Here is a 25,737-nt window from a genome sequence, read left to right as displayed (position 1 = left end):
CCCGGGTCGGGCATCCTGGGGGCATGGCGACGCTGCGCAGGAGGAAGGCCGTCCGGGTGCTGGGCGGCACGGCCCTGATGCTGGCGTTCGTGGCCGTCGTCCTCGCGCTGCTCGTCCGGCAGGCCGGGGAGTGGGGCGTCCCCTACTTCTCCTTCACCTCCGCGCACGGCTCGCCGTGCCGCAACGACCTCACCGGCATCACCTGCGAGCCGTTGAACCTCGCCGACGTCGAGTTCTTCGCCGACCTCGACCTGCCCGCCGACACGGTCGTGCTGGCCGGGAGCTACCGGGCCACCCACGACTACGAGATGAGCGCGCAGCTCCGGGTGCCGAAGGCGTCGGCGAAGAAGGCGTACAGCACCCTCCGGGAGTCGTTCGGCCCGTGCCGGGAGGACGTCGCGACGCCGCTGTCCACCCGGGGCGTCCGCTCGCTGTGCGCGATGGCGAGTGAGAACGGCGCCGACGAGTCCGGTGAGCTGCCCAGCCGGCTCTTCTCCGTCGGCACCGGGGTGGACGCGGAGGGCGACCGGCTCGTCGGGCTCTCGATCCGCTCGCGCTAGGCCCCCGGCAGCGGGGCCGGCTCCACCGGCAGCAGGTGCTCGGCCCGGAACCCCAGCAGGGTCCGCGCCCGGGTGAGGTCGATCGGCACCTCCCGGCCGGCGAAGGAGCGCAGCCGCGGCACCCCCGGGGCGTACCGGTCCAGCAGCTCGTCGGTGGGGAACGGCACGTCGGTCTCACCGGCGGCGACGAAGACGGCGTGCGCACCGCGGGCGCTGCTCAGCAGGGACAGCTCGACGGCGCGGGCGGCGTCGCGGACGTCGAGGTAGGACCAGCCCTCGGTCGCCCCGTGGGCGAGGTCCCCGGTCGCCCGGGCGGCGTGCTCCAGCAGCACCTCCTGCGGCGCCGTCAGCGGGAACCGGAGGGCGATGACGTCGGTCCCCCAGTGCCGGGCCGCCATCTCCGCCGTCCGCTCGTCGGTGAACTTGCTGAGGGAGTAGGGGTCGTCGAGGTCGGCCGGCAGCTGCTCGTCCAGCGGGTAGTAGGCCGGCCGCACGTCGTGGGAGTTGTACGGACCCCCGTAGGCGTTGATGCTGCTGGCGATCACCGCCCGCCGGACCCCGCGCTCCCCCGCGTGCGCCAGCACGGTGAAGGTGGAGACGACGTTGGTGGAGAACACCGTCGTCCAGTCGGCGAGGTCCGGGCTGGGGATCGCGGCCAGGTGCACGACCAGCTCGACGCCGTCCAGGGCGTCCTGGACCGCCGCGTCGTCGCGGGTGTCGCCGTGCAGCACCCGCTCCGCCGCCACCGCCGGCGCGTCGTCCTGCGGCAGCGAGAAGGCGGTCACCCGGGCGCCCAGCTCGGTGAGCCGGGCGCAGGTGGCCGAGCCGATCCGGCCCTCCGCCCCGGTGACGAGGATGCGGCGTCCGGCGAGGTCGGAGGTCTTCGTGCTCACGGGCAGGATCCTGCCAGGCACCCTCTCGGCGCTCGGGCACCCCCTGCTGGGGGTGCCTCGGCGAGCAGAGGGTGCCCGGAGCCCCGTCATCCACAGATCTGCTCGCGTGCGGTCCCCAGCGGCTCCGGACGTGGTCGGCTGGAGGGGCGCCCGAGCCTCTCCTCCGTCCCGCGCTGCGCGACCGCGGGTACACCGCCGCCGAGGTCGAGCGCCTCCTGCGGGAGGGCCGGCTGGTCCGGCTCCGCCGCGGGGCCTACGCCTGGCCGGGCGGCGAGCAGTCCCCGGAGCAGGCGCACGCGCTGCTCGTCGCGGCCGGCTGGGCGCAGCTGAGGGCGCCGGGCACCGTGTCCCACGTCTCCGCGGCGGCGCTCCACGGCCTCCCCGTCTGGGCCGGTCAGCTCCAGCGCGTCCACCTCACCCGACCGAGGACGGGCGGCGGCAAGGCCCGGACCCTCCTGCGCGTCCACGCGTCCGAGCTGCCCGCGACCGACATCGTCGTGGTCGACGGCATGGCGACGACGTCCCTGGCGCGCACGGTGGCCAACCTCGGCCGGTCGCTGCCCCTGAGCAGGCGGTCGCCGCCTCGGCCTCGACCCACGCGCGCTGGCCGAGGTGCTGGGGCGTTGCCCTGGTTGGCCGGGCGTGGCCCGGGCCCTGCTCGTGGCGAGGTTGGCCGACGGCCGCAGCGAGAGCGTCGGGGAGTCGGTCAGCCGGGTCCGCCTCCACGAAGCCGGCCTGCCGGCTCCGGTCCCGCAGTTCGTGGTGCACGACGACGAGGGCCGGTTCCTGGCCCGGTGCGACTTCGGCTGGCCGGAGCACGGGGTCCTCGGGGAGTTCGACGGCCGCGTCAAGTACGGCCGCCTGCTCGCCCCCGGCGCTGACTCGGCGACGTGGTCCACCGCGAGAAGCTGCGCGAGTGCTCGAGGCACCCTTCCCGCGTCGAGGCACCCCCGCCTGGGGGTGCCTCGACGCCAGGAGGGTGCCTCGATGCGCCGAGAGACCGGGTCAGCGGGCGGCGGTGCCCTCGACGTAGTCGTCGTCGTGGCTCTTGACCCAGGCCATCAGCTCGCGGAGGTCGTGGCCGACCTTCTCGATCGGGTGCGCCGCACCCTGCTCGCGCAGCTTGAGGAACTCCGGGGCGCCGGCGTCCTGGTCGTCGATGAACCGCTGGGCGAAGGCACCGTTCTGCACGTCGGCGAGGACGGCCTTCATGTTCTCCTTGACCCGGGCGTCGATGACGCGCGGACCGGAGACGTAGTCGCCGTACTCGGCGGTGTCGGAGACGCTCCAGCGCTGCTTGGCGATGCCGCCCTCGTACATCAGGTCGACGATCAGCTTGAGCTCGTGCAGGCACTCGAAGTAGGCGACCTCGGGCTGGTAGCCCGCCTCGGTCAGCGTCTCGAAGCCGGCCATCACCAGGGCGGACGCGCCGCCGCAGAGGACGGCCTGCTCGCCGAAGAGGTCGGTCTCGGTCTCCTCGGTGAAGGTGGTCTTGATGCCGCCGGCGCGGAGGCCGCCGATGCCCTTGGCGTAGGCGAGGGCCAGGTCCCAGGCCTTGCCGGTCGCGTCCTGCTCGACGGCGACGAGGACGGGGACGCCCCGGCCCTCGGCGTACTCGCGACGGACCAGGTGGCCCGGGCCCTTCGGGGCCACCAGGGCCACGTCGACGCCCTCGGGCGGGGTGATGTAGCCGTAGCGGATGTTGAACCCGTGCGCGAAGAACAGGGCGTCACCGGGCACCAGGTTCGGCTCGATCGCCTCGGCGTAGAGCTTGCGCTGCGAGGGGTCGGGGGTCAGGACCATGATCAGGTCCGCCTCCTCGCACGCCTCGAACGGCGTGAGCACCCGCAGGCCCTGCGCCTCCGCCTTGGCCCGGCTCTTGCTGCCCTCGGGCAGACCGACCCGGACGTCGACGCCGGAGTCGCGCAGCGACAGCGCGTGGGCGTGACCCTGGCTGCCGAAGCCGAGGATCGCGACGTTGCGGCCCTGGATCAGGGACAGGTCGGCGTCGGAGTCGTAGAACATGGTTGCTGGCACTGGGGAGCTTCTCCTTGTGAGTCGTGCAGGTGGGTGTGCGGGTGGCGGCGGGCCGCCGACCATCTTGGCGGATCCGCAGCCGTCGTCGGACCAGGTCAGACGGCGTGGACGGCCTTCGTGCGCTCGGCCCGGCCGGCCCGGTCGGTCATCGAGCGGTTGCCCCGGCCCAGGGCGACGAGCCCGGACTGGACCAGCTCGCGGATCCCGTAGGGCTCCAGCAGGCTGAGCATCGCGGCCAGCTTCTCGGGCTTGCCGACGGCCTCGATCGTCAGGATGTCGGAGGTCACGTCGACGACCTTGCCGCCGAACAGCCCGATGATCTCGATCAGCTGCCCCCGGGTCTCGGCCGTCGAGCGGACCTTGACGAGGATGAGCTCGCGGCGGACGGAGTTCTCCTCGAGCTCCACGATCTTGAGCACCTCGATCAGCTTGTTGAGCTGCTTGGTGATCTGCTCGAGCACCTGGTCGTCGACGGTCACCGCGAGGGTGATGCGGGACATCGTCGGGTACTCCGTGGGTCCGACGGCGAGCGACTCGATGTTGTAGCCGCGCCGGGAGACCAGGCTGGACACCCGGGCCAGGACGCCCGGCTTGTTCTCGACCAGCACGCTCAGCGTGTGGGTGGACAGCTCCGAGCTCACAGCGTCTCCCCGTCCCAGGCCGGCGCCAGGTCGCGGGCCACCTTGATGTCGTCGTTGCTGGTCCCGGCGGCCACCATCGGCCACACCATGGCGTCCTTGTGCACCACGAACTCCACGACGACGGGGGCGTCGTCGATGGAGAGCGCCTTGTCGATCACGGCGTCGACGTCGTTGGGGTCCTCCGCCCGCAGCCCGACGCAGCCCATCGCCTCCGCCAGCTTCTGGAAGTCCGGCACCCGGTTGGTCTTGAGGTCGGTGTTGGAGTAGCGGCTGCCGTAGAACAGCGTCTGCCACTGCCGCACCATGCCGAGGCTCTGGTTGTTGATCACCGCGATCTTGACCGGGATCCCCTCCAGGGCACAGGTCACGAGCTCCTGGTTGGTCATCTGGAAGCAGCCGTCGCCGTCGATGCCCCACACCACGCTGTCGGGCCGGCCGACCTTGGCGCCCATGGCCGCGGGCACGCAGTAGCCCATCGTCCCGAGCCCACCGGAGTTCAGCCAGCGTCCGGGCAGCTCCCAGGGCAGGTAGTGCGCCGCCCACATCTGGTGCTGGCCCACGCCCGAGGCGTAGTACGCGTCGGGTCCGGTCATCTCGCCGATCCGCTTGATCACGTGCTGCGGGGACAGGCTGCCGTCGTCGGGCAGCTCGAACCCGGTCGGGTAGCGCTTCTTGAGGTCCTGCAGGTAGTGCGCCCACTCGCTGATCTCGGGGTGGGTCTCGCTGCTGCGCAGCAGGGTCACCAGCTCGGCGATGACCTCCTTGCAGTCGCCCACGATGGGCACGTCGGCGGTGCGGTTCTTGGAGATCTCGGCCGGGTCGATGTCGGCGTGGATGACCTTGGCCCCCGGGGCGAAGCTCGACAGCTTGCCCGTCACCCGGTCGTCGAAGCGGGCGCCCAGGGTGATCAGCAGGTCGCTGCGCTGCAGGGCCCCGACCGCCGGCACGGTGCCGTGCATGCCCGGCATGCCCAGGTTCTGCGGGTGGCTGTCGGGGAACACGCCCAGCGCCATCAGCGTGGTGACGACGGGGATGCCCGTCAGCTCGGCCAGCTCCTTGAGCTCCCGCGCGGCGCCGGCCTTGACCACGCCGCCGCCGACGTACAGCACCGGCCGGCGGGCGGCGGAGATCAGCTTGGCGGCCTCGCGGACCTGCTTGCTGTGCGGCTTGGTGACCGGCCGGTAGCCCGGCAGGTCGAGGGTGCGCGGCCAGCTGAAGCCGGCGCTCGCCTGCAGCGCGTCCTTGGTGATGTCCACGAGCACCGGACCGGGGCGGCCCGTGGAGGCGATGTGGAAGGCCGACGCGATGGCGCCCGGGATGTCCTCGGGGTGGGTGACCAGGAAGCTGTGCTTGGTGATCGGCATCGTGATGCCCCGGATGTCGGCCTCCTGGAAGGCGTCCGTCCCGATCGACGGCCCGGCGACCTGCCCGGTGATCGCGACGATCGGCACCGAGTCCATGTGCGCGTCGGCGATCGGGGTGACCAGGTTGGTCGCGCCCGGACCGGAGGTCGCCATGCAGACGCCGACCTTGCCCGTCACCATCGCGTAGCCCTCGGCCGCGTGGCCGGCGCCCTGCTCGTGCCGGACGAGGATGTGGCGGACCTTCGTGGAGTCGTAGAGCGGGTCGTAGGCCGGGAGGATGGCTCCGCCGGGGATGCCGAAGACGACGTCGGCCCCGACCTCCTCGAGCGACCGGACGAGCGACTGCGCTCCGGTCAGGTGGTCGGCGGTGCTCTGCGGCTCGGACATCGGCTGCTCCTCGGCCTTGCTGGGTCCCGCCGGGGACCCGAGATGGATGTTACGCCTGTGCTACGCGTGCTCCTCGAGCCAGAAAAAAACCCCCGACCGCCCGGAGGCAGACGAGGGAGCGCGTCGGGAGCTCTGGTGGACTCAGCCGACACGCTGGCTAACTACGAGGGTCGCGGTGCGAAGCACGTCATCACCCTAGACCTCCGCCCCACCGAAGCCAACGGCCCGGGCGGACGTCTTGCCATGCGGAAGGACGGTCGGGCCCCCTAGCAGTTCCGCCCCGCCGCGGACGGCCGCCGGCCCGGAGCTCAGACCAGCAGCGCGGCGGTCCGCAGGAACGGCTCCGCCGCCCGCTCGGCCCCGAAGGAGCGGACGTGGAGCCCGGTCGACACCCGCTCGAGGAAGCCCCACTCCCAGATCCGGGTGGCGTCGACGCCGCTGCGGTCGGCCAGCACCTGGCACCAGCCCTCGAGCCGTCGGCGCGCGCCCGGGCCGTCGAGGTGGGCCGACCAGTCCCGCAGGGCCACCCCGAGGTCGTAGGCGCGGTCGGCGACGAAGCCGTCCGGGTCGACGAAGCACCAGCCCGACGCGGCGCCGGCTCGCGGCGTCGTCACCCGCAGCAGGTTGGCCGGGTGCGGGTCGCCGTGCACGACCACCAGCTCGGCCGGCGCGACGTCGGACCGCCGGCGGGCGTACTCCAGCGCCGTGGCCAGGACCGCCTCGTCGGCGGGCGCCCCCTGCTGGGCCCACGACCGGGCGACCAGGTCGTGCAGGTTGCCCGCCTTGTCCAGGGGCGGGTCGGGGTGCCCGGCCGGCGGCAGCCACGCCTCGGCGAGGGTGTCGGCGAGCAGCCGGAGCTGGTCGGCCGGGGTGAGCGCCGACTGCGCCAGGCTGGGTCCGAGCGCCTCCAGCAGCAGGGCCTGCCGCGCGGGGTCGTGGGCGAGCAGCCGGGCGTAGCCCCGGCCGTCGGCCCGCCGCAGCGTGGCGGCCTGGGCGTCGAGCGCCGGGTCGGGCAGGGCCACCTTCACGACGGCGTCGGCTCCGTCCGCGGTGCGCACGGCGACGACGTAGGAGCTGCTGCCGCCGGGGACCGGTCGGCCCAGGGTGAGCGACCACTGCTCGGCCAGCGCGGTGAGCACCGCCGGCAGGGCGTCCTGCCAGGCCCGGCCCTCCGCGCCGAGGCTCGCGACCCGGGCCCGCGTCAGCGGCTGCAGCCGGACCGCCCGGACGCCGCTCACCGGGCGCTCGCGTGGGCCCGGGCGGCGTAGCGGGCGGGGGTCTCCCCCAGCATCCGGCGCAGGTCGTTGGTCAGGTGCGCCTGGTCGTACCAGCCCAGCCGGACGGCGAGGTCGGCCAGGTCGGGCTCCGGCTCCTGCTCGAGCGCGAGCGCGGCCTCCTGCAGCCGGAACCGGGCCAGCACCCACTTGGGCGACACCCCGAGGTGGCGGCGGAAGCGGCGCTGCAGCGTGCGCACCGAGCAGCCCGCGAGCTCGACCAGCTGCTCGACGCGGACCAGCCCCGCGTCGGCCTCGATCCGGCGGACCAGCGCGGTCAGCGCCGGGTCCTCCCCCGGCTCGTCGGGCCGGTGCGGGGCGAGCGCCGCCGCGAAGGCCCTCGCGCGCGCGTCCGGCGGCAGGCCGGCGAGGTCGGTGTGCAGGTCGGCCGGCAGCGGGCCGGGGAGGGTGGACGCGGGCACGGCGCGGTCCCGGAGCGCGGCGGCGTCGGTGCGCGTCCAGGGGTGCGCGCCGTCGGGGTGGAAGCGGGCGCCGACGACCCAGCCGGCGCCGCTCAGCCGGACCTGGAACACCCGGCTGACGGCACCGTGCAGCAGGGTGGCCGGCATGGCCTGGCCGTGCCGCACCTCGCCGGGCGTCCCGCTCTCGGCCGTCAGGTGCAGGGCCGGGAAGCTGATCACGCGGGACTCCACCGGCGCGGCGTCGCCGAGGTCCCAGTCGACGGTCCACAGGTAGTCGACCCAGGGGGCCAACGCGGGTCCCGGCGGGAAGCGGGCGGTGCGGAACGCGTCGGTGCTGGCGGCGCGCCGCACCAGGCCGCGGACGGGGGCCGGGCCTGACGCATCCTTCCAATCCGGCACCCCCTGACCGTACCCAGACTGGCGCCATGACGGACGCACCTGCACCCTCCACCGACGGCACCCCGACCTCGGTCCGCCCGGTCCCCGAGGGCTACACCAGCCTGACGCCCTTCCTCTGCGTGGCCGACGGGAACGCCGCCATCGACTTCTACTCCCGGGCCTTCGGGGCGACCCTGGTCAGCCGGATGGACCTGCCGGGCGGCGGGGTCGCGCACGCGGAGCTCGACTTCGGCCAGGGCCGGCTCCAGCTGAGCGACGCCATGCCGGACTTCGGCCTGGTCGCCCCCAGCGGTGAGGACCGGGTCAGCCAGTCGACCTGCCTCTACCTCGCCGACGTCGACGCGGTCACCGCCCGCGCGGTCGAGCTGGGTGCGACGCTGCGCGAGGCGCCCGCGACCTTCGTCACGGGTGACCGTTTCGCCTCGGTGCTGGACCCGTTCGGCCACCGCTGGGCGATCATGACGCGGGTCGAGGACGTGCCGCCGGAGGAGCAGGAGCGCCGGCTGGCGGAGTGGGCGGAGACCGGGCTGGGCTGAGCACCGGACGCCGGGCGCTGAACCCCGCGGGGCCGGGGCTCGTCTGGCAGAGGAGGGTCGACGACGACCCAGCCGGGAGGCACCCACCATGCGAACGACCAGGCACGCGATCCTGCGCACGTCCGGCTGCACCGCCGCCGCGCTCCTGCTCACCCTCGGCCTGGGGACCCTCCCCGCCGAGGCCCACGAGGGGCACCGGTCCCCCCGCACGTACACCCTGAGCGGGGACGCGGGCGGCTCCAAGTTCGAGGGCATCGGGGTCGACCGCCGCGAACGGACCTTCTACGTCAGCGAGACCACCGGCGGTGAGATCCACCGGGGCCGGGTGGGCCGCGGACCGGTGCAGGAGTGGAAGCCGGAGGGCGCGGACGGCCGCACCACCGCACGCGGGATCACCACCGACCGCCACGACCGGGTCTACGTCGCCGGTGGGCCGAACGGCCTGGGCACGGACCGGCCCGACCTGTGGGTGTACAGCGCGTCGGGCCGGCTCGAGGCCGCGCTCAAGGTCGACCGGCCCGACGTCTTCCTCAACGACGTCGCCGTCGGCCCGGACGGCGCCGCCTACTTCACGAACTCCAACGCACCGCAGATCTTCCGGGTGGCCCGCGAGCACGGCCGCTGGCAGGTGCGGCTGTGGGCGGACGCCACCGGGACCATCACCCGCCGGACGGGGTTCAACCTGGGCGGCATCGTGCTCGCCCCCGACCGCCGCTCGCTGGTGGTCGCCCAGGGCAACGCCGGTCTGCTGTGGCGCTTCGGGCTGGCCGACCGCCGGGTGAGCGCCGTCGACACCGGCGGCGCCGACCTCGTCGACGCGGACGGGCTGGTGCGCCGGGGCGGCACCCTGCTGGTGGTGCGCAACTTCTCCCGGCGGCTCACCACGCTGCGGCTGCGCCACGACGGCCGCGCCGCGAGGCTGGTCCGCGACGTGGCCACCGACCCCGACCGTGTCTTCACCACGGCCAAGATCGCCCGCGGCCGGCTGCTGCTGGTGGACAGCCACTTCGACGAGACGACCGCCCAGCCGCCCTACCAGGTGGTGTCGCTGCGGCTGCCGCACGTCTGACCCGGGACCGTCGGCCGGCCCGCACCCGCCGGGGCCGGCCGGCCGCTCAGGTCGCGGCCGCCAGCAGCCGCGGCTGGATCCGGCCGGGGAAGCGGACGGTGAACCGCGTGCCGTCGACCACGGCGGCGAGCCCGGTCAGCCGTTCCGCCAGCTCCTCCCGGCGCGCGGCCGGGACGGGCTCGAAGTAGTGGGTGACGAGCCGGCCGTCCTTCGTCTGCGCCCAGGCGCCGACGACCCGGCCGTCGACCCAGAGGGTTGGGCCGGCGTTGCCGTTGGCGTCGAAGGCGTCCGCCCCGGCGGCCGGCAGGTACCAGTCCCGCTCCTTCCAGCCCATCGTGGTCGGGTCCAGGCTGGGCAGGGCCGCCACCCAGGGCTCCGGCGCGGGTGAGGCCTCGTCCCCGGCGGCCACCCAGCCCCGTCCCTCGTCCAGCTCGACGGGGACGGCGCCGCACGCCGCCAGCGCCCGGCTGGTGGTGGTCTTCGTCCAGCCCGTCCACCACTGCAGGTCGACGGCGGTGACCGGGCCGAAGCGGCGCAGGTAGGCCCCGGCCAGGGCCGCAGCGGCCGGCTCGGCGGCCTGCTCGCCCAGCCCGCCGGGCAACCAGGCGGACGCGACGCCGTAGCGGTAGGCGCCGTTGACCCAGGTGCCGGTGGGCGCCGCCCGCAGCACCTCCCCGGTGAAGCCGAGGTTCAGCAGCACCCGGGTGTGCGCGGCCTGGGTCGCCTGCTGCTGGCTGGCCGAGGGCACGGTGAGCGGCCGGGTCAGCGCCGGCACCCGGCGGCCGACGTCCCGGGCCGTGCTCGGGCCGTGGGTCTCCAGGTCGTCGAGCACGAGGTTGCGGGCGCCGGCCAGCCAGTCCTCGGGGTCCGCGACCCCGGACGCCGCGAGCATCGCCAGCGTCCGACGGCGCTCGGGGGCGACGAGCAGCCGGGTGGCGGCCGCGTGCATGAGCCGGATCATCTCGGGCGTGGCCACCCACAGCGTCCGCCGCATGGCGTGGTGCCGGACGAGGCTGCGGTCCTCGTACAGGGCGGCCGCGACGGCCTCGATCGACGGCGTCCGCATCCGGGCCGCCGCCGAGAGGTACACGGTGACCGGGTCCGAGGAGTGCAGCCCGACCAGGTCGTCGACCAGCCCCGGGAGGTCGTCGTCCCGCAGCCGCGGGAGCAGCCGGTGCCGCGCCGCCAGCCTCGCCCGTCGCTCCTCAGAGGTGATCAACCGCACGGTCCGACTCTAGGTGGCCGGGCGCGGGGTGCGGGCGGTCCGGGCCGACGCCGTCAGGGCAGCCGTGCCCGGCTCAGCGCCGCGTCCACCGCGGCCACGGCGCTGGTGCAGGACACCTCGCTCAGCATGCCCGGGGCCGCGACCTCGTCGCCCGCCAGGAAGACGTCGCCACCCCGGTCGACCGCCGGGCGGTCCCGCCAGGTCCGGCCGGGCAGGTCGACCGCTCCCGTCCGGCCCCGGGCCAGGGCGTCCCGCCGCCAGGTCAGCCGGCGCCGCCAGCCGGGGACCCCGGCGTCCAGCAGGGTCTCGACGCGGCCCAGCGCGACCTCGCGCCGGTCGTCCGGGCCGAACGGCACCTGCGCCTGCACCAGGGACTCCCCGGGCGGCACGAGCGACGGGTCGGGCAGGCTGAACCGCTCCAGCCAGCCGCCGGTGTCGATGTCGCTGACCACGAAGGCGTCCCCGCGCGAGGCTCCGACGCCCACGTCGACGAGGGCGGTGGCCCCGCTCGGCTGGCGCAGGCCGTCGTCGCCCAGCAGCAGCCGGGCCGACGCGAGCGGCACGGCGAGCACGACCGGCCCGCCCCGCGGCAGGACGGTCACCCGCCGGCCCGTCTCGATCTGCACCCCCCGCTGCCGCGCTGCCGCGGCCAGCCGCTCGACGAGGACCGGCCAGCCGCCGTGCACGTACACGGCCTGGGCGGGGAACCCGAACGCCCGCTGCAGCCGCTCCTGCACGAAGCGGGCCGAGAGCGACCCGGGGTCGTGGTGGTAGGTGGCGACCCCGCTGGCGGCGGCGGCCTCGGCGGCCCGCGCAGGACCCCAGCGGTCCCCGGCCCACGCCGCGAAGGACCGCTCGACCGGGGCGGGCCCGCGCGCGGCGAGCACCTGCAGCAGGCCGCGCGGTGGCACCCGGCGGAGCCTCCCCGCCCGGCGGAACCAGAACCGGTTGAGCGCCCGGACCGGGACCCCGCTGGTCCCGCCGACCAGCTGCCGGCGGGTCAGCCAGGCCCAGGTCGGCCCGTCGCGGTAGAGGACGTGCGGACCCTCGTGCGCCACGTGCGGTGGGCTGGACGCGCGGGCCCGGCCACCGAGCTCGGTGTGGGCCTCGACGAGCCGCACCCGGGCGCCGCGCTCCGCCGCCTCGACCGCGGCGATCAGGCCGGCCAGACCCCCGCCCACCACCTGCAGCTCCATCGCCGCCCTCCTCGCAGCCCCGATCCGCACCCTACGCCGCAGGGCCGGCCGGGCCGGGGCGAGCCGAGCCCCCCGGTCGCACGTCGAGCTCCCGCCCGCACGGGCGGCGCGGAGCTCGTCGTGCGGGGGGCGCGGAGCTCGTCGTGCGGGGGGCCCTGACGGCCGGGCGGCCGCGGCCCTCAGGAGCAGACGGCGCCGACGTTGGCGGACTGGACCAGCTTGACGTACTTCGCCAGCACGCCGCGGCGGACGGGCCGCGGGGTCGGGGTCCAGACGGAACGGCGGCGCTCCAGCTCGGCCTCGTCGACCTCGAGCTCCAGCGTGCCGCCGGCGACGTCGAGGACGATCGGGTCGCCGTCCTCCACCAGCGCGATCGGGCCGCCCTCGGTGGCCTCGGGGGCGATGTGGCCGACGCAGAGCCCGGTGGTGCCGCCGGAGAAGCGGCCGTCGGTGATCAGCATGACGTCCTTGCCGAGACCGGCGCCCTTGAGCGCGCCGGTGATGGCGAGCATCTCGCGCATCCCGGGGCCACCCTTCGGGCCCTCGTAGCGGATGACCACCACGTCGCCCTTGCCGACGGTGCCGTCCTCGAGCGCGTCCATGGCGGCGCGCTCGCCGTCGAACACCCGGGCGGTCCCGCGCCAGACGTCGGTGTCGAAGCCGGCGCTCTTGACGACCGCACCCTCCGGGGCGAGCGAGCCGCGCAGGATGGTGATGCCGCCGGTGGCGTGGATCGGGTTGCTGAGCGCACGGACGATCGTGCCGTCGACGTCCGGCGGGGCGATGTCGGCCAGGTTCTCGGCCATCGTCTTGCCGGTCACGGTCAGGCAGTCCCCGTGCAGGAGGCCGGCGTCCAGCAGGGCCTTCATCACCACCGGCACCCCGCCGACGCGGTCGACGTCGTTCATCACGTAGCGGCCGAACGGCTTGAGGTCGCCGAGGTGCGGGACCTTCTTGCCCACCCGCACGAAGTCGTCGAGGGTCAGGTCCACCTCGGCCTCGGCGGCGATGGCCAGCAGGTGCAGCACGGCGTTGGTGGAACCGCCGAAGGCCATGGTGACGGCGATGGCGTTCTCGAACGCCTCCTTGGTCATGATCTGGCGGGCGGTGATGCCGCGGCGCAGCAGCTCGACGACGGCCTCGCCGCTCTGCCGGGCGTAGATGTCCCGGCGGCGGGCCACGGCGGGCGGGGCGGCCGAGCCGGGCAGCGACATGCCGAGGGCTTCGGCGGCGCTGGCCATGGTGTTGGCGGTGTACATGCCGCCGCAGGCGCCCTCGCCCGGGCAGATGGCCTTCTCGATCTCGGTCACCTGCTCGCGGGTGATCAGGCCCTTCAGGCAGGCGCCGACCGCCTCGAAGGCGTCGATGATCGTGACGTCCTTGTCGCCCACCCGGCCCGGCATGATCGAGCCGGCGTACAGGAACACCGACGCGAGGTCGAGCCGGGCGGCGGCCATCAGCATGCCGGGGAGGGACTTGTCGCAGCCCGCCAGCAGCACCGAGCCGTCCAGCCGCTCCGCGCTCATCACCGTCTCCACGGAGTCGGCGATCACCTCGCGGCTGACCAGGGAGAAGTGCATGCCCTCGTGGCCCATGGAGATGCCGTCCGACACCGAGATGGTGCCGAACTCCAGCGGGAAGCCGCCGGCGGCGTGCACGCCGTCCTTGACGGCCTTGGCCAGCCGGTCGAGCGACAGGTTGCAGGGGGTGATCTCGTTCCAGCTGGAGGCGACGCCGACCTGCGGCTTCTCCCAGTCCTCGTCGCCCATCCCGACCGCACGGAGCATGCCCCGCGACGCGGTGGCCTCGAGGCCGTCCGTGACGACCCGGGAGCGCGGCTTGATGTCGACGCCGCCGGCGGCGGCGGTGCTCGGTGCTGGGGCGTCGGTGTCCAGGGTCGGCGTGTCGGCGGTCATGGCGTCACGCTAACCCCCGACGCCGCCAGGACCGGCCCCGATCTCCCGTCCCGAGACCCGGTGCCGGGCGTCAGCGACGAGCGGTGACGGCCGCGGAGCGCTCCGTCCGGGCGGACACCACCAGCTGCCAGGCCAGGCCGGCGACGAGCAGCACGCCCAGCACGGGCCCGAGGTTGGCGACCAGCTGCTGCAGCGCGTCGAACGTCCGCTCCCGGCCACCCCCGTAGGGCAGCGCGGCCAGGGGCAGGCACGCGCAGACCCACAGCACCCAGGCCCCGGCCAGCAGCCGGGCCCAGCGCGGGATCCGCGACCGCAGCACGGCCACGGCCATCGGCAGGATCCACACGTAGTGGTGGGTCCAGGACAGCGGCGACGCGAGGCAGGTGCACAGCCCCACCAGGGCGACGGCGAACACCTGCTCGCCGCGGCGCCACCAGTGCGCCGCCACCAGGGTGCCTAGCAGGGCGACGATCCCGGCGACGGCGAGACCCAGCAGGGTCGTCGTCCGGGAGGTGTCCCAGAGGCGGAAGAACACGCCCAGCAGCGACTGGTTGCCGGTGTAGAGCGGTGAGGCGGTCCGGGTGTCCCCGCCGGAGAGCCCGAAGAAGAACTCGACCGTCTCCGAGAACAGCAGCACGGCACCGAGGCCGGTGAACGCGAGGAAGCTGACGACCCCGGTGACGGCGACGCGGCGGCGGCCGGCCAGGAACGCGAAGACCACGAACAGCATCGGCGTCAGCTTGATCGCCGCAGCCAGCCCGATCAGCGTGCCCTGCGGGATGCGCCGCCGCGGCAGCACCCCGTCCGGGCCCGGCCGGTCCGGCAGCAGGTCCGCGACGACGAGGGCCATCAGCAGCGTGTTGACCTGTCCGTAGCCGAGCGTGGTCCGGATCGGCTCGACGGCCAGCACCACGGCCACCCCCAGCAGGCCCAGCGCCCAGCCCCGCTGCACGCCGCAGCGGCGCAGCACCGTCTGCTGCGCCCCGACGAGGGCCAGCGTCCAGACGACCTGCCAGAAGGCGTAGGGGCCGAAGGCCAGCGGCACCATCAGCACCGCCGCGATCGGCGGGTAGATGAAGTACAGGTTCCAGAACGGCGTGGTGGTCTCGAAGATGTTCAGCCCCGCCAGCATGTCCCTGACGGCGTAGACGTAGACCTGCAGGTCGATCGTGGATGGCTGCCAGGGCCACGCCCTGCCGTAGGAGATGACCCAGGGCAGGAGCAGCAGTGCGGCGACGAACGGGGGCAGGACCTCGACCAGCAGCCGCCCCAGGCGACGGGCCCGGGTCACCGGGACGCGGTCAGCCGGGCGTGCACGGCGTCGAGGTCGGCGTCGGAGGCGCCCCCGCGGCTGCCGAGCAGGTGGGCCAGCCCCGGCGCGTCGGCGTAGCGCGGCAGCAGGTGGACGTGCAGGTGGAAGACCTCCTGGCCGGCGACGGCGCCGGCGGAGGAGACGACGTTGAGCCCGTCGGCGTCCAGCCGCTCGACCAGCAGCCGGGCCGTCGCGTCGACGCAGTTCCCGATCTCGGCGAGGGCCGGGGCGCCGTCGAGCAGGCTGTCCACGTGCCGGCGCGGCACCACCAGCGTGTGCCCGCGGTGCAGCGGGGCGAGGTCGAGGAAGGCGACGGCGTGCTCGTCCTCGTGCACCCGGCGGGACGGGATCTCCCCCGCGACGATCGCGCAGAAGAGGCAGCTCACGCCGAGCCGCCCGCGGTGATGACGTTCTCCAGCGGCTCACCGGCCGCGAAGCGGCGCAGCTGGGCCGCGATCAGCCGGTCCGAGCGCGGCCAGAACGCCGAGCTGGCCCCGCCGACGTGCGGCGCGATGAGGACGCCCGGCGTCCGCCACAGCGGGTGGTCCTGCGGCAGCGGCTCCGGCTCGGTGACGTCGAGCGCCGCCCGGATCCGGCCGCTGCCCGTCTCGGCGACCAGCGCGTCGGTGTCGACGAGCTTGCCGCGGGCGACGTTGACCAGCAGGGCGTCGTCGGGCAGCAGGGCGAGCTCGGCGGCCCCGAGCAGGCCCTCCGTCTGCGGCGTGTGCGGGGCGATCACGAAGACCACCTCCGCCTGCGGCAGCACCGCGTGCAGGTCGTCGATCGCGCGGACGGCGGGCTCGCCGTCGCGGGCGCGGCGGGCCAGCCGGGTGACCGAGCCGACCTCGAAGCCGCTCAAACGGGCGTCGATCGCCTCCCCGATGTGGCCGTAGCCGATGATCAGCACGTGCTTGTCCGCCAGCGCCGAGCCGAAGCGGGACTTCCAGGTCCCGGTGGTCTGCTGCCGGGCGTAGACGTCGAGGTGCCGCCCGCTGGCCAGCGCGAGCGCGAGCGCCATCTCCGCGGTGCTGGCGTCGTGCACCCCGGCCGCGTTGCACAGCTGGACCCCGTCGGGCACCTCCGGGACGTAGTTCTCCACGCCGGCGGTGAGGGTCTGGACGACCCGCAGGCTTCTCATCTCCTCGGCGCGGCGGAGCACCTCCGGGCCCTTGAGGTAGGGCACCACGAGGAACTCGACGTCGGCGACCGAGTCGGGCCAGGAGCCGTCGTCGAGAAAGCAGTCCACGCGGACGCCGTCGGGGAGGCCGCCGGTGCGGGCCTCGGCCTCGTCGAGGTCGGCGTAGGGCAACCACGCCACGCGGAGGATCTCCTGCGACACCGTTCAGCTCCTCTTCACGCGGCGCCGAGGCGCACGGGGTAGCCGGCGTCGCGGATCGCCTGCTTGACCTCCGAGATCCGCACGGTACCAAAGTGGAACACGGTCGCCGCGAGCACGGCGTCCGCCCCGGCGGCGACCGCCGGCGGGAAGTCCTCGGCCCGGCCCGCCCCGCCGGAGGCGATCAGCGGCACGTCCACGACGGCCCGGACGGCCCGGATCATCTCCAGGTCGAAGCCGTCGGTCGTCCCGTCCGCGTCGATCGAGTTGAGCAGGATCTCCCCCACCCCGAGCTCGGCGGCCCGGGCGGCCCACTCCACCGCGTCGACACCGGCCGACTGCCGGCCGCCGTGCGTGGTGACCTCGAACCCCGACGGGGTGGCGGCGGAGCGACGGGCGTCGACGGAGAGGACGAGCACCTGGTTGCCGAACCGCTGGGTGATCTCGGTGATCACCTCGGGCCGGCGCATGGCCGCGGTGTTGATGCTGACCTTGTCGGCCCCGGCGCGGAGCAGGCCGTCGACGTCGCCGACCGAGCCGACGCCGCCGCCCACGGTCAGCGGGATCAGCACGGTCTCGGCGGTGCGGCGGACCACGTCGAGCGTCGTCCGGCGGCCCTCGACGGAGGCGGAGACGTCGAGGAAGGTCAGCTCGTCGGCGCCCTCGTGGCCGTAGACGGAGCCGAGCTCGACGGGGTCGCCCGCGTCGCGCAGGTCGACGAAGTTGACGCCCTTGACCACCCGGCCCTCGTGGACGTCGAGGCAGGGGATGACCCGGACGGCGACCGACATGGCGGACAGCCTAGGTCAGGTCACCCTCCCCGCTGGCCGGCTGCGCGGCGCCCGGGAGCCCGCCGTCGACCACCGGGGGGACCTGCCGGGCGGAGCCGTGCCGGTCACCACCCGATTACAGTGCACGCGTGCCCGAACTCGACGACAGCTTCCTCGCCCTGCCGCTGGACCGGCTCCGCGACGCGGCCCTGTCGCGGGCGGCCGAGCTGGGCTGCAGCCACGCCGACGTCCGCGTCGAGCGCCTGCGCAGCGGCTACCGGAGCCTGCGCGACCGGGCGCTGGAGACGTCGGCCGACACCCAGACGCTGGGCCTCTCGGTCCGCGTCGTGCACGAGGGCGTGTGGGGGTTCGCCGGCGACATCGCCCTGACGGTCGACAGCGCCGCCCGGCTGGCCGAGCGCGCCGTGGCCACCGCCAGGGTGTCGAAGCCGCTCACCCCGCAGCTGGTCGAGCTGGCCGACGAGCCGGTGCACGCCGACGCCCGCTGGGTGTCGGCGTACGAGGTCAACCCCTTCGACGTGGACGAGGCCGAGCGGCAGGCCCGGCTGCTGGCCCTGGTGGAGCCGCTGCTGGCCGCCGACGGCGTCACCCACGCGAACGCGGACCTGGCCTGGGTGCAGGAGAACAAGTACTTCGCCAACCTGGCGGGCACCACGACGACGCAGCAGCGCGTCCGGGTGCAGGCGCAGCTCACCGCGGTGCACGTCGGCGCCGAGGGGTTCGCGACCATGCGGACGCTCGCCCCCCCGGCGGGCCGCGGCTGGGAGTACCTCACCGGCACCGGCTGGGACTTCGACGCCGAGGTGGCCGAGCTGCCGTCGCTGCTCGCGGAGCACGTCGCCGCCCCGTCGGTCGAGGCGGGCCGCTACGACCTGGTGGTCGACCCGTCCAACCTGTTCCTCACTATCCACGAGTCGATCGGGCACGCCACCGAGCTGGACCGCGCACTCGGCTACGAGGCGGCCTACGCCGGCACCTCGTTCGCGACCTTCGACCAGCTCGGCCGCCTGCAGTACGGCAGCCCGGTGATGCACGTGACGGGCGACCGGACCGCGGAGCACGGGCTGGCCACCATCGGCTTCGACGACGAGGGGGTCGCGCAGCAGGAGTTCGACATCGTCCGCGACGGCACCCTGGTCGGCTACCAGCTGAACCGGCAGATGGCCGCGGAGAAGCAGCTCGGCCGCTCGAACGGCTGCGCCTTCGCCGACGCCCCCGGCCACATCCCGATGCAGCGGATGCCCAACGTCTCGCTGCAGCCGGCCGCCGAGGGCCCCAGCACCGAGGACCTCGTCGGGCGGGTCGAGCGCGGCCTCTACGTCGTCGGCGACAAGTCCTGGTCGATCGACATGCAGCGCTACAACTTCCAGTTCACCGGCCAGCGGTTCTACCGGATCGAGGACGGCCGGCTGGCCGGCCAGGTCCGCGACGTCGCCTACCAGGCGACGACGACCGACTTCTGGCGCTCGATGGAGGCGGTCGGCGGACCCGGGACCTACGTCCTGGGCGGCGCCTTCAACTGCGGCAAGGGCCAGCCGGGCCAGGTGGCCCCGGTGTCCCACGGCTGCCCGTCCGCGCTGTTCCGCGGCGTCAACATCCTCAACACCGCCGCCGAGGGGAGCCAGGGATGACCGTGCCCACCACCACCACCACCGCCGCCGCCACCGCCCAGCAGCTGGTCGAGGAGGCGCTCGGCCGGGCCACCCTGCCCGGCGTCGTCCGCCTGACCGAGCGGTGGGAGGCGAACCTGCGCTGGGCCGCCAACGAGCTCACCACCAACGGCGAGATGCACAGCCGCACCCTGACCGTGGTCGCCACCGCTCCCGTCGAGGGCGGCACGGCTGTGGGGACCGTCAGCCAGGAGGTCGTCGACGTGGCGGAGGTGGCCGCGGTGGTGGCCGCGGCCGAGCGCGCCGCGCGGGGTGGTCCGCCGTCGGAGAACGCCGCGCCGCTCGTCGAGGGCGAGCGGTCGGCGGCGTTCGACGAGCCGCCGGCGACGACGAGCATCGAGGCCCTGACGCAGGTCGCCGACGGCCTCGGCGCCGCCTTCGCGGCCGCCGTCAGCCACGGGCACCTCCTGTACGGGTTCGCCGAGCACATCGTCACGACGACCTACCTGGGCAGCAGCACGGGTCTGCGGCTCCGCGGGGTCCAGCCGACGGGCCGCTTCGAGTTCAACGGCAAGACCGACGACCTCACGGCCTCGGCCTGGGTCGGCGTCCCCTCCCGCGATTTCACCGACGTCGACGTGGCCGCCCTGTACGGCCAGCTGCGGACCCGGCTCGGCTGGGCGGCCACCCGGGTCGACCTGCCGGCGGGCCGCTACGAGACCCTGCTGCCGCCGGGCGCGGTGGCGGACCTGCTGGTCTACCTGCTGTGGACGGCCAACGCCCGCGACGCCGAGGAGGGCCGGAACGTGTTCGGCGCCGGCGACGGCCGCACCCGCGTCGGCGAGCGGCTGGCCCCGCTGCCCATCACCCTCCGCTCGGACCCGGCGGCTCCCGGGCTGGAGACGGTGCCGTTCGTCGACCAGCTGCAGTCCGAGGACGGCACGTCCTTCGTCTTCGACGCGGGCCTCGCCGTCGAGCCGACGGCCTGGGTCACCGACGGCGTGCTCACCGAGCTGGTCCGCAACCGCGCGCACGCGGCCACCACGGGACAGCGGCCCACGCCCCCGGCCGACAACCTCGTGGTGACCGCCACGGGGCCCGGCACCGGGGCGACGCTCGAGGACATGATCGCCCGCACCGAGCGCGGGCTGCTGCTGACCTGCCTCTGGTACATCCGGGAGGTCGACCCGGAGCGGCTGCTGCTGACCGGGCTCACCCGGGACGGCGTCTACCTGGTCGAGGACGGCGAGGTGAAGGGCGCGGTCAACAACTTCCGCTGGAACGAGTCACCCGTCGAGCTGCTCGGCCGGATCACCGAGGTGGGCGCCCCGGAGTCCACGCTGTGCCGGGAGTGGAACGACTTCTACAACCGCACGCTGGTGCCGCCGGTGCGGGTGCCCGACTTCAACATGTCGACGGTCAGCCAGGCGAGCTGAGCTTCCGTGGCTCCGGCCGGGTCTCTCCTCACCCGAGGTCGATGAGGTCCTCGGCGGGCTCGTCGTCGTCGGCGGAGTAGGTGACCACCCCGCGGCGCATCGAGCGGACCACCTCGTGGGCCACCTCCCGCAGCGGGCCGGGTCCGGCGGCGTCGGCGATCTGGCCGGCGAAGTCGGTCACCTGGCGCACCCAGCGGACGAAGTCCCCGGCGGTGAGGTCGGTGTCGGTGAGCACCTGGGCCAGCGAACGCCCGGCGGCCCAGCCGTAGGCGATCTCGCTGAACCCCATGTCGGGCTCGGGGGCCCGGGGCAGCCGGGCGTCCCGCTCCACCAGCGAGACCGTCCGCCAGATCCGCCGGACCTCACCCATCGCCTCGTTGCTGCGGTGGTCGGGCATCCGGGGCCGGCGGGCACCGTCGTCGCTGCGGCGGGCCTGGAAGACCAGCGAGGACAGCACCGCGGCCAGCTGCGGCGCCGTGAGGTCGTCGAGGACGCCGTCGCGGATGCACTCGGCCGCCACCAGGTCCAGCTCGGCGTAGATCCGGGCCAGCATCCGGCCGGTGTCGGTCACCCGGCTCTGGCCGTCGCCGCTCAGGTAGCCCTGGGACTCCAGCACGAGGCAGATCTTGTCGAAGTGCGTGGCGATGGTGTTGGTCCGGGTGGCCGCCCGCTCCTGCGTGCGCGCGTTCTCCCGCTCCAGCTTGAGCGCCCGTTCGGCCCAGCGGGCGTGCGCCTCCCGGTCGGGGCAGAGGTGGCAGGGGTGCCGCCGCAGGGCGTCGCGCAGGGTGGCGATCTCCTCCGCGAGCTCTCCCTCGGCAGCGGCGCCGCGCTGCCGGGTCGGGGTCAGGTCGACCTCGGACAGCTTGCTGCGGAACGCGGCCGAGAGGTTGCGGCGCGACGCCGGCTCCTTCGCGTTGAAGTGCTTGGGCACGCGCATCCGGCCGACGACGACGGGCGGGACCGGGAAGTCGGTGACCGACAGCCGGCGGACCTGCCGGTCGTCGGTCATCACCATCGGCCGTGGACCCTGGTCCTCGACGCGGGTGCTGGGGTCGATCACCACCACCCAGCCCTGGCTCTTCCCGCTCGGCACCCGCAGGATGTCCCCAGGCTTGAGCCCGAGCAGGGCCTGCACGGCCTCGGCCCGCCGGTCGGTGCGCCGCTCCCGGGCCGCCGCGGCCTCGAGCTCAGCCACCTCGGCGCGCATCCGCGCGTACTCGGTGAAGTCGCCCTTGTCGCACTGCGCGGAGGCGAGGTAGCCGCGGATCGCCTCGGTGTTCCTGGCCAGCGAGCGGGCCAGGCCGACGACGCTGCGGTCGGACTGGAACTGGGCGAAGGACTGCTCGAGCAGGGTGCGGGCCCGCTCCCGGCCGACGCTGCCGACGAGGTTGACGGCCATGTTGTAGGTGGGGGCGAACGACGAGCGCAGCGGGTAGGTGCGGCGCGAGGCCAGGCCGGCCACGGCGCGCGGGTCCAGCCCGGACTGCCAGAGCACCACGGCGTGCCCCTCGACGTCGATCCCGCGGCGGCCGGCCCGCCCGGTGAGCTGGGTGTACTCCCCCGGCGTGATGTCGGCGTGCGTCTCGCCGTTGTACTTGACCAGCTTCTCCAGCACGACGCTGCGGGCCGGCATGTTGATGCCGAGCGCCAGCGTCTCGGTCGCGAAGACCACCTTGATCAGGCCGCGGACGAAGGCCTCCTCCACGCACTCCTTGAAGGCCGGCAGCATCCCGGCGTGGTGCGACGCGATGCCGCGGACGAGGGCCTCGGCGAAGCGGTCGTAGTCCAGCGCCCGCAGGTCGGAGGGGCTGAGGCCGGACACGTGCCGCTCGAGGATGGCGGAGATCTCCGCCTGGGCCTCGCGGGTGGTCAGCCGGACGCCGGAGGCGAGCAGCTGGCGGACGGCGCCGTCGCAGCCGACCCGGCTGAAGATGAAGACGATCGCGGGCAGCAGGCCCTCGGAGTCGAGCCGCTCCACCATCTCGGCCCGGCTGGGCGCGCTCAGCGGTCGGGGCCGGCGCCCGGCGGCGTCGGTGCGGACGCTGTCGTTCCGCGAGCGGTGCGCGCCGCCGTAGCTGCCGCTGCCGTAGGCGACGGCGCGCTGGCCCTTGCCGTTGCGCCCCCGCGGGCGGCGCGAGTCGTCCCGGACGAACCGGGACTCGTCCCGCGCGACCTTGAGCAGGGCCGGGTTGACCTCGGGCTCCCGGCCCTTGGGGGCGGCGACGGCGGTGGGCGCCTCGTCGGCGAACAGGTCGTAGATCGTCCGGCCGACCATGACGTGCTGGAACAGCGGCACCGGCCGGCGCTCGGAGACGACGACGGCCATGGCCCCGCGGACCTCCGACAGCCACTCGCCGAACTCCTCGGCGTTGCTCACGGTGGCGGACAGCGCGACCACCTGGACCGACTCGGCCAGCCCGATGATCACCTCCTCCCACACCGCGCCGCGGAAGCGGTCGGCGAGGTAGTGGACCTCGTCCATCACCACGTAGCCGAGGTTGGCCAGGGTCGCCGAGCGCGCGTAGATCATGTTCCGGAGCACCTCGGTGGTCATCACCACGACCGGCGCCTCGGAGTTGACCGAGGAGTCCCCCGTCAGCAGGCCGACGTTCGCGGCTCCGTGCCGGCGGACCAGGTCGGCGTACTTCTGGTTGGACAACGCCTTGATCGGGGTGGTGTAGAAGCACTTGCGGCCCTCCTGGAGGGCCAGGAAGACGGCGAACTCGCCCACGATGGTCTTCCCGGCGCCGGTCGGGGCCGCCACCAGCACGCCCGACCCGGACTCGACGTGCGCGCAGGCCTCGCGCTGGTAGTCGTCGAAGGCGAACCCGTAGCCGTCGGCGAACTGGGTCAGCAGGGGTGAGGACTGGCGGGTCTTGAACCGGCTGTAGGCCTCCGCCGGGCTCCGGGGAGCGGTCAGGTCGTCGTCCATCGCGGGGTTGGCCATGATGGACCCAAGTTACCGGGCCGTCGAAACCACCAGCGGGAGGACCTCCGGGGCCACCGTGGCGTCGACCGGCACGGCGCCGACCTGCTCCCCGTCCCCGAAGGTGACCAGCGGTCCCCCGTCGTCGGTCTCCCCGTCGACCCGGACGACGCGGGCCCGCAGCTGCTCGACGCAGGGGTGCCGGGCGAACCGGCCGGAGTTCATCTGCGGCAGCAGCCGGAGCAGCGTGAGCCGGTTGACCGGGTGGATCACGGTGACGTCCAGCCAGCCGTCCGTGGCGTCGGCGGCCGGGCAGATCTGCATGCCGCCGCCGTAGGTGGTGGTGTTGCCGACCGCGACCAGCATGGCCTCCAGCTCGCGCACGGCGCCGTCGAGGACCAGCCGGTAGCGGAGCGGGGAGAAGACCCGCAGCTCGGCCAGCGCCGCGAGCGGGTAGCGGGCGGAGCCGCGCGGGAAGGGCATCCCGTTGGCCCGCCGGTTGACGAGGGCGTCGAAGCCGGTGGCCAGCACGGCCCCGACGTAGCGCCCCGCCACCCGGATCAGGTCGAGGTCGCGGCGGGTGCCGTCGGCCACCACACCGGCCGCCGCCACCGGGTCGGCGGGGTCGAGCCCGACGCCGCGGCAGAGGTCGTTGCCGGTCCCACCGGGGATCAGGCCCAGCAGGGTCGGCTGGGCCGCCGCCTGGTCGGCGCACGCGTTGAGGCCCAGGTGCATCATCCCGTCCCCGCCCATCACCGCGAGCACGTCGGCACCGGACGCGACGGCCGAGGCCATCGCGTCGCGCGCGTGCCCGTAGTCGGTGCTGGGCACCACCCGGAGGTCGGCCCCGGACGCGCGGAGGCGGTCCTGGACCGCGGGCAGGGCCCGGGCGGCCCGGCCCCGGCCGGCCGTCGGGTTGACGACCAGCACGATGCGTCGGGGCACGGCCCCCTAGCTCCCGCTGCTCCGGGAGCCGTCGTCGTCGTCGTCGTCCTCGCTGAGCTGCTGGAGCGCCGTGTCCTGGTCGACGCTCCCCGCCAGCAGCAGGTCGTCACCGGCCAGGGCGGCGCGGCGCGCCTTCCGGCGGTCGAGGATGTGGGCGATGATCTCGGCGGCCAGGAAGAGCACCGTCATCGGGGCCGCGAGGGCCAGCATCGAGAACGGGTCGGTGGACGGGGTGGCGATCGCCCCGAACACGAAGGTGCCGAAGATGACGTAGGTGCGGTACTTCGACAGGTAGCGGGCCGGCACCACGCCGAGGATGTTGAGCATCAGCACGACCAGCGGGATCAGGAACGCCGCCCCGAACACCAGCATCAGGCGCATCAGGAACGACAGGAACTGGTTGATGTCCTGCAGGTTGGTGACGCCGCCCTCGGTGAAGCCGAGCAGCACGCTGATGCCCTTCGGCATCACGATGTAGCCGACGGCGACGCCGGCGCAGAAGAGCGGGGTGGCGGCGGCGATGAAGATCATCGCCCACTTCTTCTCCTTGGCCAGCAGGCCCGGGACGATGAAGGACCAGACCTGCCAGAGCCAGATCGGCGAGGTGAGGATGAGCCCGGCCAGCGCCGAGACCTTGAGGGCCAGGGTGAACGGCGAGGCGATCCCGTTGTTGACGACCTGCAGCACCGCGGCCGGGTTCTTGGCCTTGAGGTCGGCCGCCGCCTGGTAGTAGGGCGCGAGCAGGACGTCGATGAGCACCCCCCGGAAGAACCACGCGACGATCGTGCCGACCGTGATGGCCAGGGCGGCGACGACGAGGCGGTAGCGCAGCTCCCGGAGGTGCTCGAAGAGGGTCATCGACCCGTCGGCGGGCGCGGGCGGCGGCCGGAGCCAGGCGAAGCTGAGCTTCAGGGGCCGCCCCTTGATGGTGAGGGACACCGGTGGGGGTCTGGGTCAGACGTCGCGGCGCAGGTCGCGGTCAGCGGGCTGCTCCACGTCGGACGGCGCCGGCGGGTAGGCGTTGTCGGCGTAGGGCTGCTGCTGCGGGGCCTGCGGCTGGCCGTAGCCGTTCTGCTGCGGCTGGCCGTACCCGGTCTGCTGCGGCTGGGTGTAGCCGGTCTGCTGGGGCGGGTACGGGGCGATCTGCGGCGTCTGGCTGGTGGCGCCGCCGGCGGTCGTGCCGCCCTGCTCCGGCTCGTCCTTGTCGCGGAGACCCTTGGTCTCCTCCTTGAACTCCTTCAGCGCGCGGCCCGTGCTCTTGCCCAGACCGGCGAGACGGGAGCCGCCGAAGAGCAGCAGGACGATGACCAAGATGATGATCAGCTCGGTCGGACCGAGGTTGAAGATCAGCGGGTGGAGCATGGAGGTGCCTCGTTTCCCAGATGCGGCGGCGTTGCCTACGCCTGTCGGTCATCCTACGTCGGCCGCACCGCAACGGGGTCCGCTCGGGGACCGGGTCTCG

General features: G+C 74.3%; 22 protein-coding genes. 5 read left to right on the top strand and 17 right to left on the bottom strand.

All coding sequences use genetic code 11. The features are described 5' to 3' along the window. Nucleotides 1-23 precede the first annotated feature (23 nt). Complete coding sequence (locus tag BLT72_RS07255) at nt 24-560, top strand: hypothetical protein (protein WP_157720332.1); 537 nt, start codon at nt 24-26, stop codon at nt 558-560. On the opposite strand, the gene BLT72_RS07250 is transcribed toward BLT72_RS07255, so the two are convergent. From BLT72_RS07250 to BLT72_RS07220, 6 genes are all read right to left on the bottom strand, one after another. Beyond that, a complete protein-coding gene (locus BLT72_RS07250) occupies nt 557-1,453 on the bottom strand; it encodes an NAD-dependent epimerase/dehydratase family protein (protein ID WP_231930406.1) in 897 nt (298 codons plus the stop codon). The genes BLT72_RS07255 and BLT72_RS07250 overlap by 4 nt on opposite strands. Before the next feature lie 1,005 nt (nt 1,454-2,458). Further along, a complete protein-coding gene (ilvC, locus tag BLT72_RS07240; protein WP_091411531.1) occupies nt 2,459-3,478 on the bottom strand; it encodes a ketol-acid reductoisomerase in 1,020 nt (339 codons plus the stop codon). Nucleotides 3,479-3,585: 107 nt separating this feature from the next. Continuing rightward, nucleotides 3,586-4,131, bottom strand: coding sequence for an acetolactate synthase small subunit (gene ilvN, locus BLT72_RS07235; protein WP_245392080.1), 546 nt, complete (start codon nt 4,129-4,131; stop codon nt 3,586-3,588). Continuing rightward, entirely contained in the window at nt 4,128-5,882 is a 1,755-nt protein-coding gene (locus tag BLT72_RS07230; protein WP_091411528.1) for an acetolactate synthase large subunit, read from the bottom strand. The genes ilvN and BLT72_RS07230 overlap by 4 nt, the downstream gene beginning before the upstream one ends. 308 nt (nt 5,883-6,190) lie before the next feature. After that, nucleotides 6,191-7,120 carry an aminoglycoside phosphotransferase family protein gene (locus BLT72_RS07225; RefSeq protein WP_091411526.1) on the bottom strand — a complete coding sequence of 310 codons (930 nt, stop codon included), beginning with the start codon at nt 7,118-7,120 and terminating at the stop codon, nt 6,191-6,193. Next, nucleotides 7,117-7,977, bottom strand: coding sequence for a helix-turn-helix domain-containing protein (locus tag BLT72_RS07220; protein ID WP_091411524.1), 861 nt, complete (start codon nt 7,975-7,977; stop codon nt 7,117-7,119). The genes BLT72_RS07225 and BLT72_RS07220 overlap by 4 nt, the downstream gene beginning before the upstream one ends. A 26-nt stretch (nt 7,978-8,003) precedes the next feature. Here BLT72_RS07220 and BLT72_RS07215 point away from each other — a divergent pair, with 26 nt between their 5' ends. Together BLT72_RS07215 and BLT72_RS07210 are read left to right on the top strand one after the other, a co-directional pair. Next, nucleotides 8,004-8,513: a VOC family protein gene (locus tag BLT72_RS07215; protein ID WP_091411522.1), complete on the top strand. Its 510-nt coding sequence runs from the start codon at nt 8,004-8,006 to the stop codon at nt 8,511-8,513. An 88-nt stretch (nt 8,514-8,601) separates the two neighbouring features. Beyond that, a complete protein-coding gene (locus BLT72_RS07210) occupies nt 8,602-9,582 on the top strand; it encodes an SMP-30/gluconolactonase/LRE family protein (RefSeq protein WP_091411519.1) in 981 nt (326 codons plus the stop codon). Between the two features lie 46 nt (nt 9,583-9,628). Here the strand turns inward: BLT72_RS07210 and BLT72_RS07205 are convergent, their stop codons facing one another. The 7 genes from BLT72_RS07205 to hisF all read right to left on the bottom strand — a co-directional run bounded on the left by BLT72_RS07205 (nt 9,629) and on the right by hisF (nt 17,358). Continuing rightward, a complete protein-coding gene (locus BLT72_RS07205) occupies nt 9,629-10,807 on the bottom strand; it encodes a winged helix DNA-binding domain-containing protein (protein WP_091411517.1) in 1,179 nt (392 codons plus the stop codon). A gap of 53 nt (nt 10,808-10,860) precedes the next feature. Next, a complete protein-coding gene (locus tag BLT72_RS07200) occupies nt 10,861-12,003 on the bottom strand; it encodes an FAD-dependent oxidoreductase (protein WP_091411515.1) in 1,143 nt (380 codons plus the stop codon). Between the two features lie 179 nt (nt 12,004-12,182). Further along, on the bottom strand, nt 12,183-13,919 hold the full coding sequence (gene ilvD, locus BLT72_RS07195) for a dihydroxy-acid dehydratase (protein ID WP_231930405.1): 1,737 nt from the start codon (nt 13,917-13,919) through the stop codon (nt 12,183-12,185). Nucleotides 13,920-13,989: 70 nt separating this feature from the next. Beyond that, on the bottom strand, nt 13,990-15,210 hold the full coding sequence (locus BLT72_RS07190) for a glycosyltransferase 87 family protein (protein ID WP_091411512.1): 1,221 nt from the start codon (nt 15,208-15,210) through the stop codon (nt 13,990-13,992). Further along, on the bottom strand, nt 15,207-15,617 hold the full coding sequence (locus BLT72_RS07185; protein WP_091411510.1) for an HIT family protein: 411 nt from the start codon (nt 15,615-15,617) through the stop codon (nt 15,207-15,209). The genes BLT72_RS07190 and BLT72_RS07185 overlap by 4 nt, the downstream gene beginning before the upstream one ends. After that, a complete protein-coding gene (locus BLT72_RS07180; RefSeq protein ID WP_231930404.1) occupies nt 15,614-16,570 on the bottom strand; it encodes a 2-hydroxyacid dehydrogenase in 957 nt (318 codons plus the stop codon). The genes BLT72_RS07185 and BLT72_RS07180 overlap by 4 nt, the downstream gene beginning before the upstream one ends. Before the next feature lie 14 nt (nt 16,571-16,584). After that, nucleotides 16,585-17,358, bottom strand: coding sequence for an imidazole glycerol phosphate synthase subunit HisF (hisF, locus tag BLT72_RS07175; protein WP_091411508.1), 774 nt, complete (start codon nt 17,356-17,358; stop codon nt 16,585-16,587). A 128-nt stretch (nt 17,359-17,486) separates the two neighbouring features. On the opposite strand from hisF, the gene BLT72_RS07170 reads away from it, so the two are divergent. Together BLT72_RS07170 and BLT72_RS07165 are read left to right on the top strand one after the other, a co-directional pair. After that, nucleotides 17,487-18,989 carry a TldD/PmbA family protein gene (locus tag BLT72_RS07170; RefSeq protein WP_197677220.1) on the top strand — a complete coding sequence of 501 codons (1,503 nt, stop codon included), beginning with the start codon at nt 17,487-17,489 and terminating at the stop codon, nt 18,987-18,989. Beyond that, nucleotides 18,986-20,404: a metallopeptidase TldD-related protein gene (locus BLT72_RS07165; protein ID WP_091411504.1), complete on the top strand. Its 1,419-nt coding sequence runs from the start codon at nt 18,986-18,988 to the stop codon at nt 20,402-20,404. The genes BLT72_RS07170 and BLT72_RS07165 overlap by 4 nt, the downstream gene beginning before the upstream one ends. Before the next feature lie 28 nt (nt 20,405-20,432). Here BLT72_RS07165 and BLT72_RS07160 read toward each other — a convergent pair whose 3' ends face one another. Genes BLT72_RS07160 through tatA form a run of 4 tightly spaced genes read right to left on the bottom strand, consistent with a single transcriptional unit; the run spans nt 20,433 to nt 25,637 of the window. Continuing rightward, nucleotides 20,433-23,351 (bottom strand): DEAD/DEAH box helicase, encoded by a 2,919-nt coding sequence (locus BLT72_RS07160; protein ID WP_091411502.1) that lies wholly within the window; start codon nt 23,349-23,351, stop codon nt 20,433-20,435. 12 nt (nt 23,352-23,363) lie between these two features. Continuing rightward, on the bottom strand, nt 23,364-24,275 hold the full coding sequence (locus BLT72_RS07155; protein WP_091411500.1) for a diacylglycerol/lipid kinase family protein: 912 nt from the start codon (nt 24,273-24,275) through the stop codon (nt 23,364-23,366). 6 nt (nt 24,276-24,281) lie between these two features. Beyond that, the gene (gene tatC, locus BLT72_RS07150; RefSeq protein WP_091411498.1) at nt 24,282-25,214 is read right to left on the bottom strand and encodes a twin-arginine translocase subunit TatC; all 933 of its coding nucleotides are present in this window, start codon (nt 25,212-25,214) and stop codon (nt 24,282-24,284) included. Between the two features lie 15 nt (nt 25,215-25,229). Further along, nucleotides 25,230-25,637 carry a twin-arginine translocase TatA/TatE family subunit gene (tatA, locus tag BLT72_RS23495; protein WP_091411495.1) on the bottom strand — a complete coding sequence of 136 codons (408 nt, stop codon included), beginning with the start codon at nt 25,635-25,637 and terminating at the stop codon, nt 25,230-25,232. Nucleotides 25,638-25,737: the final 100 nt, after the last annotated feature.

It is taken from the genome of Friedmanniella luteola (assembly GCF_900105065.1).
GTDB lineage: Bacteria > Actinomycetota > Actinomycetes > Propionibacteriales > Propionibacteriaceae > Microlunatus > Microlunatus luteolus.
Note: the sequence above shows the minus strand (reverse complement) of the source record. Positions and strands in the feature narration are given on the sequence as shown.

What these genes read in the sequence shown, in the direction of transcription:
- BLT72_RS07210 (WP_091411519.1), top strand. Translation starts at nt 8,602, where the DNA reads ATGCGAACGACCAGGCACGCGATCCTGCGCACGTCCGGCTGCACCGCC.
- ilvC (WP_091411531.1), bottom strand. Translation starts at nt 3,478, where the DNA reads ATGTTCTACGACTCCGACGCCGACCTGTCCCTGATCCAGGGCCGCAAC.
- BLT72_RS07255 (WP_157720332.1), top strand. Translation starts at nt 24, where the DNA reads ATGGCGACGCTGCGCAGGAGGAAGGCCGTCCGGGTGCTGGGCGGCACG.
- BLT72_RS07200 (WP_091411515.1), bottom strand. Translation starts at nt 12,003, where the DNA reads ATGGAGCTGCAGGTGGTGGGCGGGGGTCTGGCCGGCCTGATCGCCGCG.
- hisF (WP_091411508.1), bottom strand. Translation starts at nt 17,358, where the DNA reads ATGTCGGTCGCCGTCCGGGTCATCCCCTGCCTCGACGTCCACGAGGGC.
- BLT72_RS07215 (WP_091411522.1), top strand. Translation starts at nt 8,004, where the DNA reads ATGACGGACGCACCTGCACCCTCCACCGACGGCACCCCGACCTCGGTC.
- BLT72_RS07165 (WP_091411504.1), top strand. Translation starts at nt 18,986, where the DNA reads ATGACCGTGCCCACCACCACCACCACCGCCGCCGCCACCGCCCAGCAG.
- BLT72_RS07230 (WP_091411528.1), bottom strand. Translation starts at nt 5,882, where the DNA reads ATGTCCGAGCCGCAGAGCACCGCCGACCACCTGACCGGAGCGCAGTCG.
- ilvD (WP_231930405.1), bottom strand. Translation starts at nt 13,919, where the DNA reads ATGACCGCCGACACGCCGACCCTGGACACCGACGCCCCAGCACCGAGC.
- BLT72_RS07160 (WP_091411502.1), bottom strand. Translation starts at nt 23,351, where the DNA reads ATGGCCAACCCCGCGATGGACGACGACCTGACCGCTCCCCGGAGCCCG.
- tatA (WP_091411495.1), bottom strand. Translation starts at nt 25,637, where the DNA reads ATGCTCCACCCGCTGATCTTCAACCTCGGTCCGACCGAGCTGATCATC.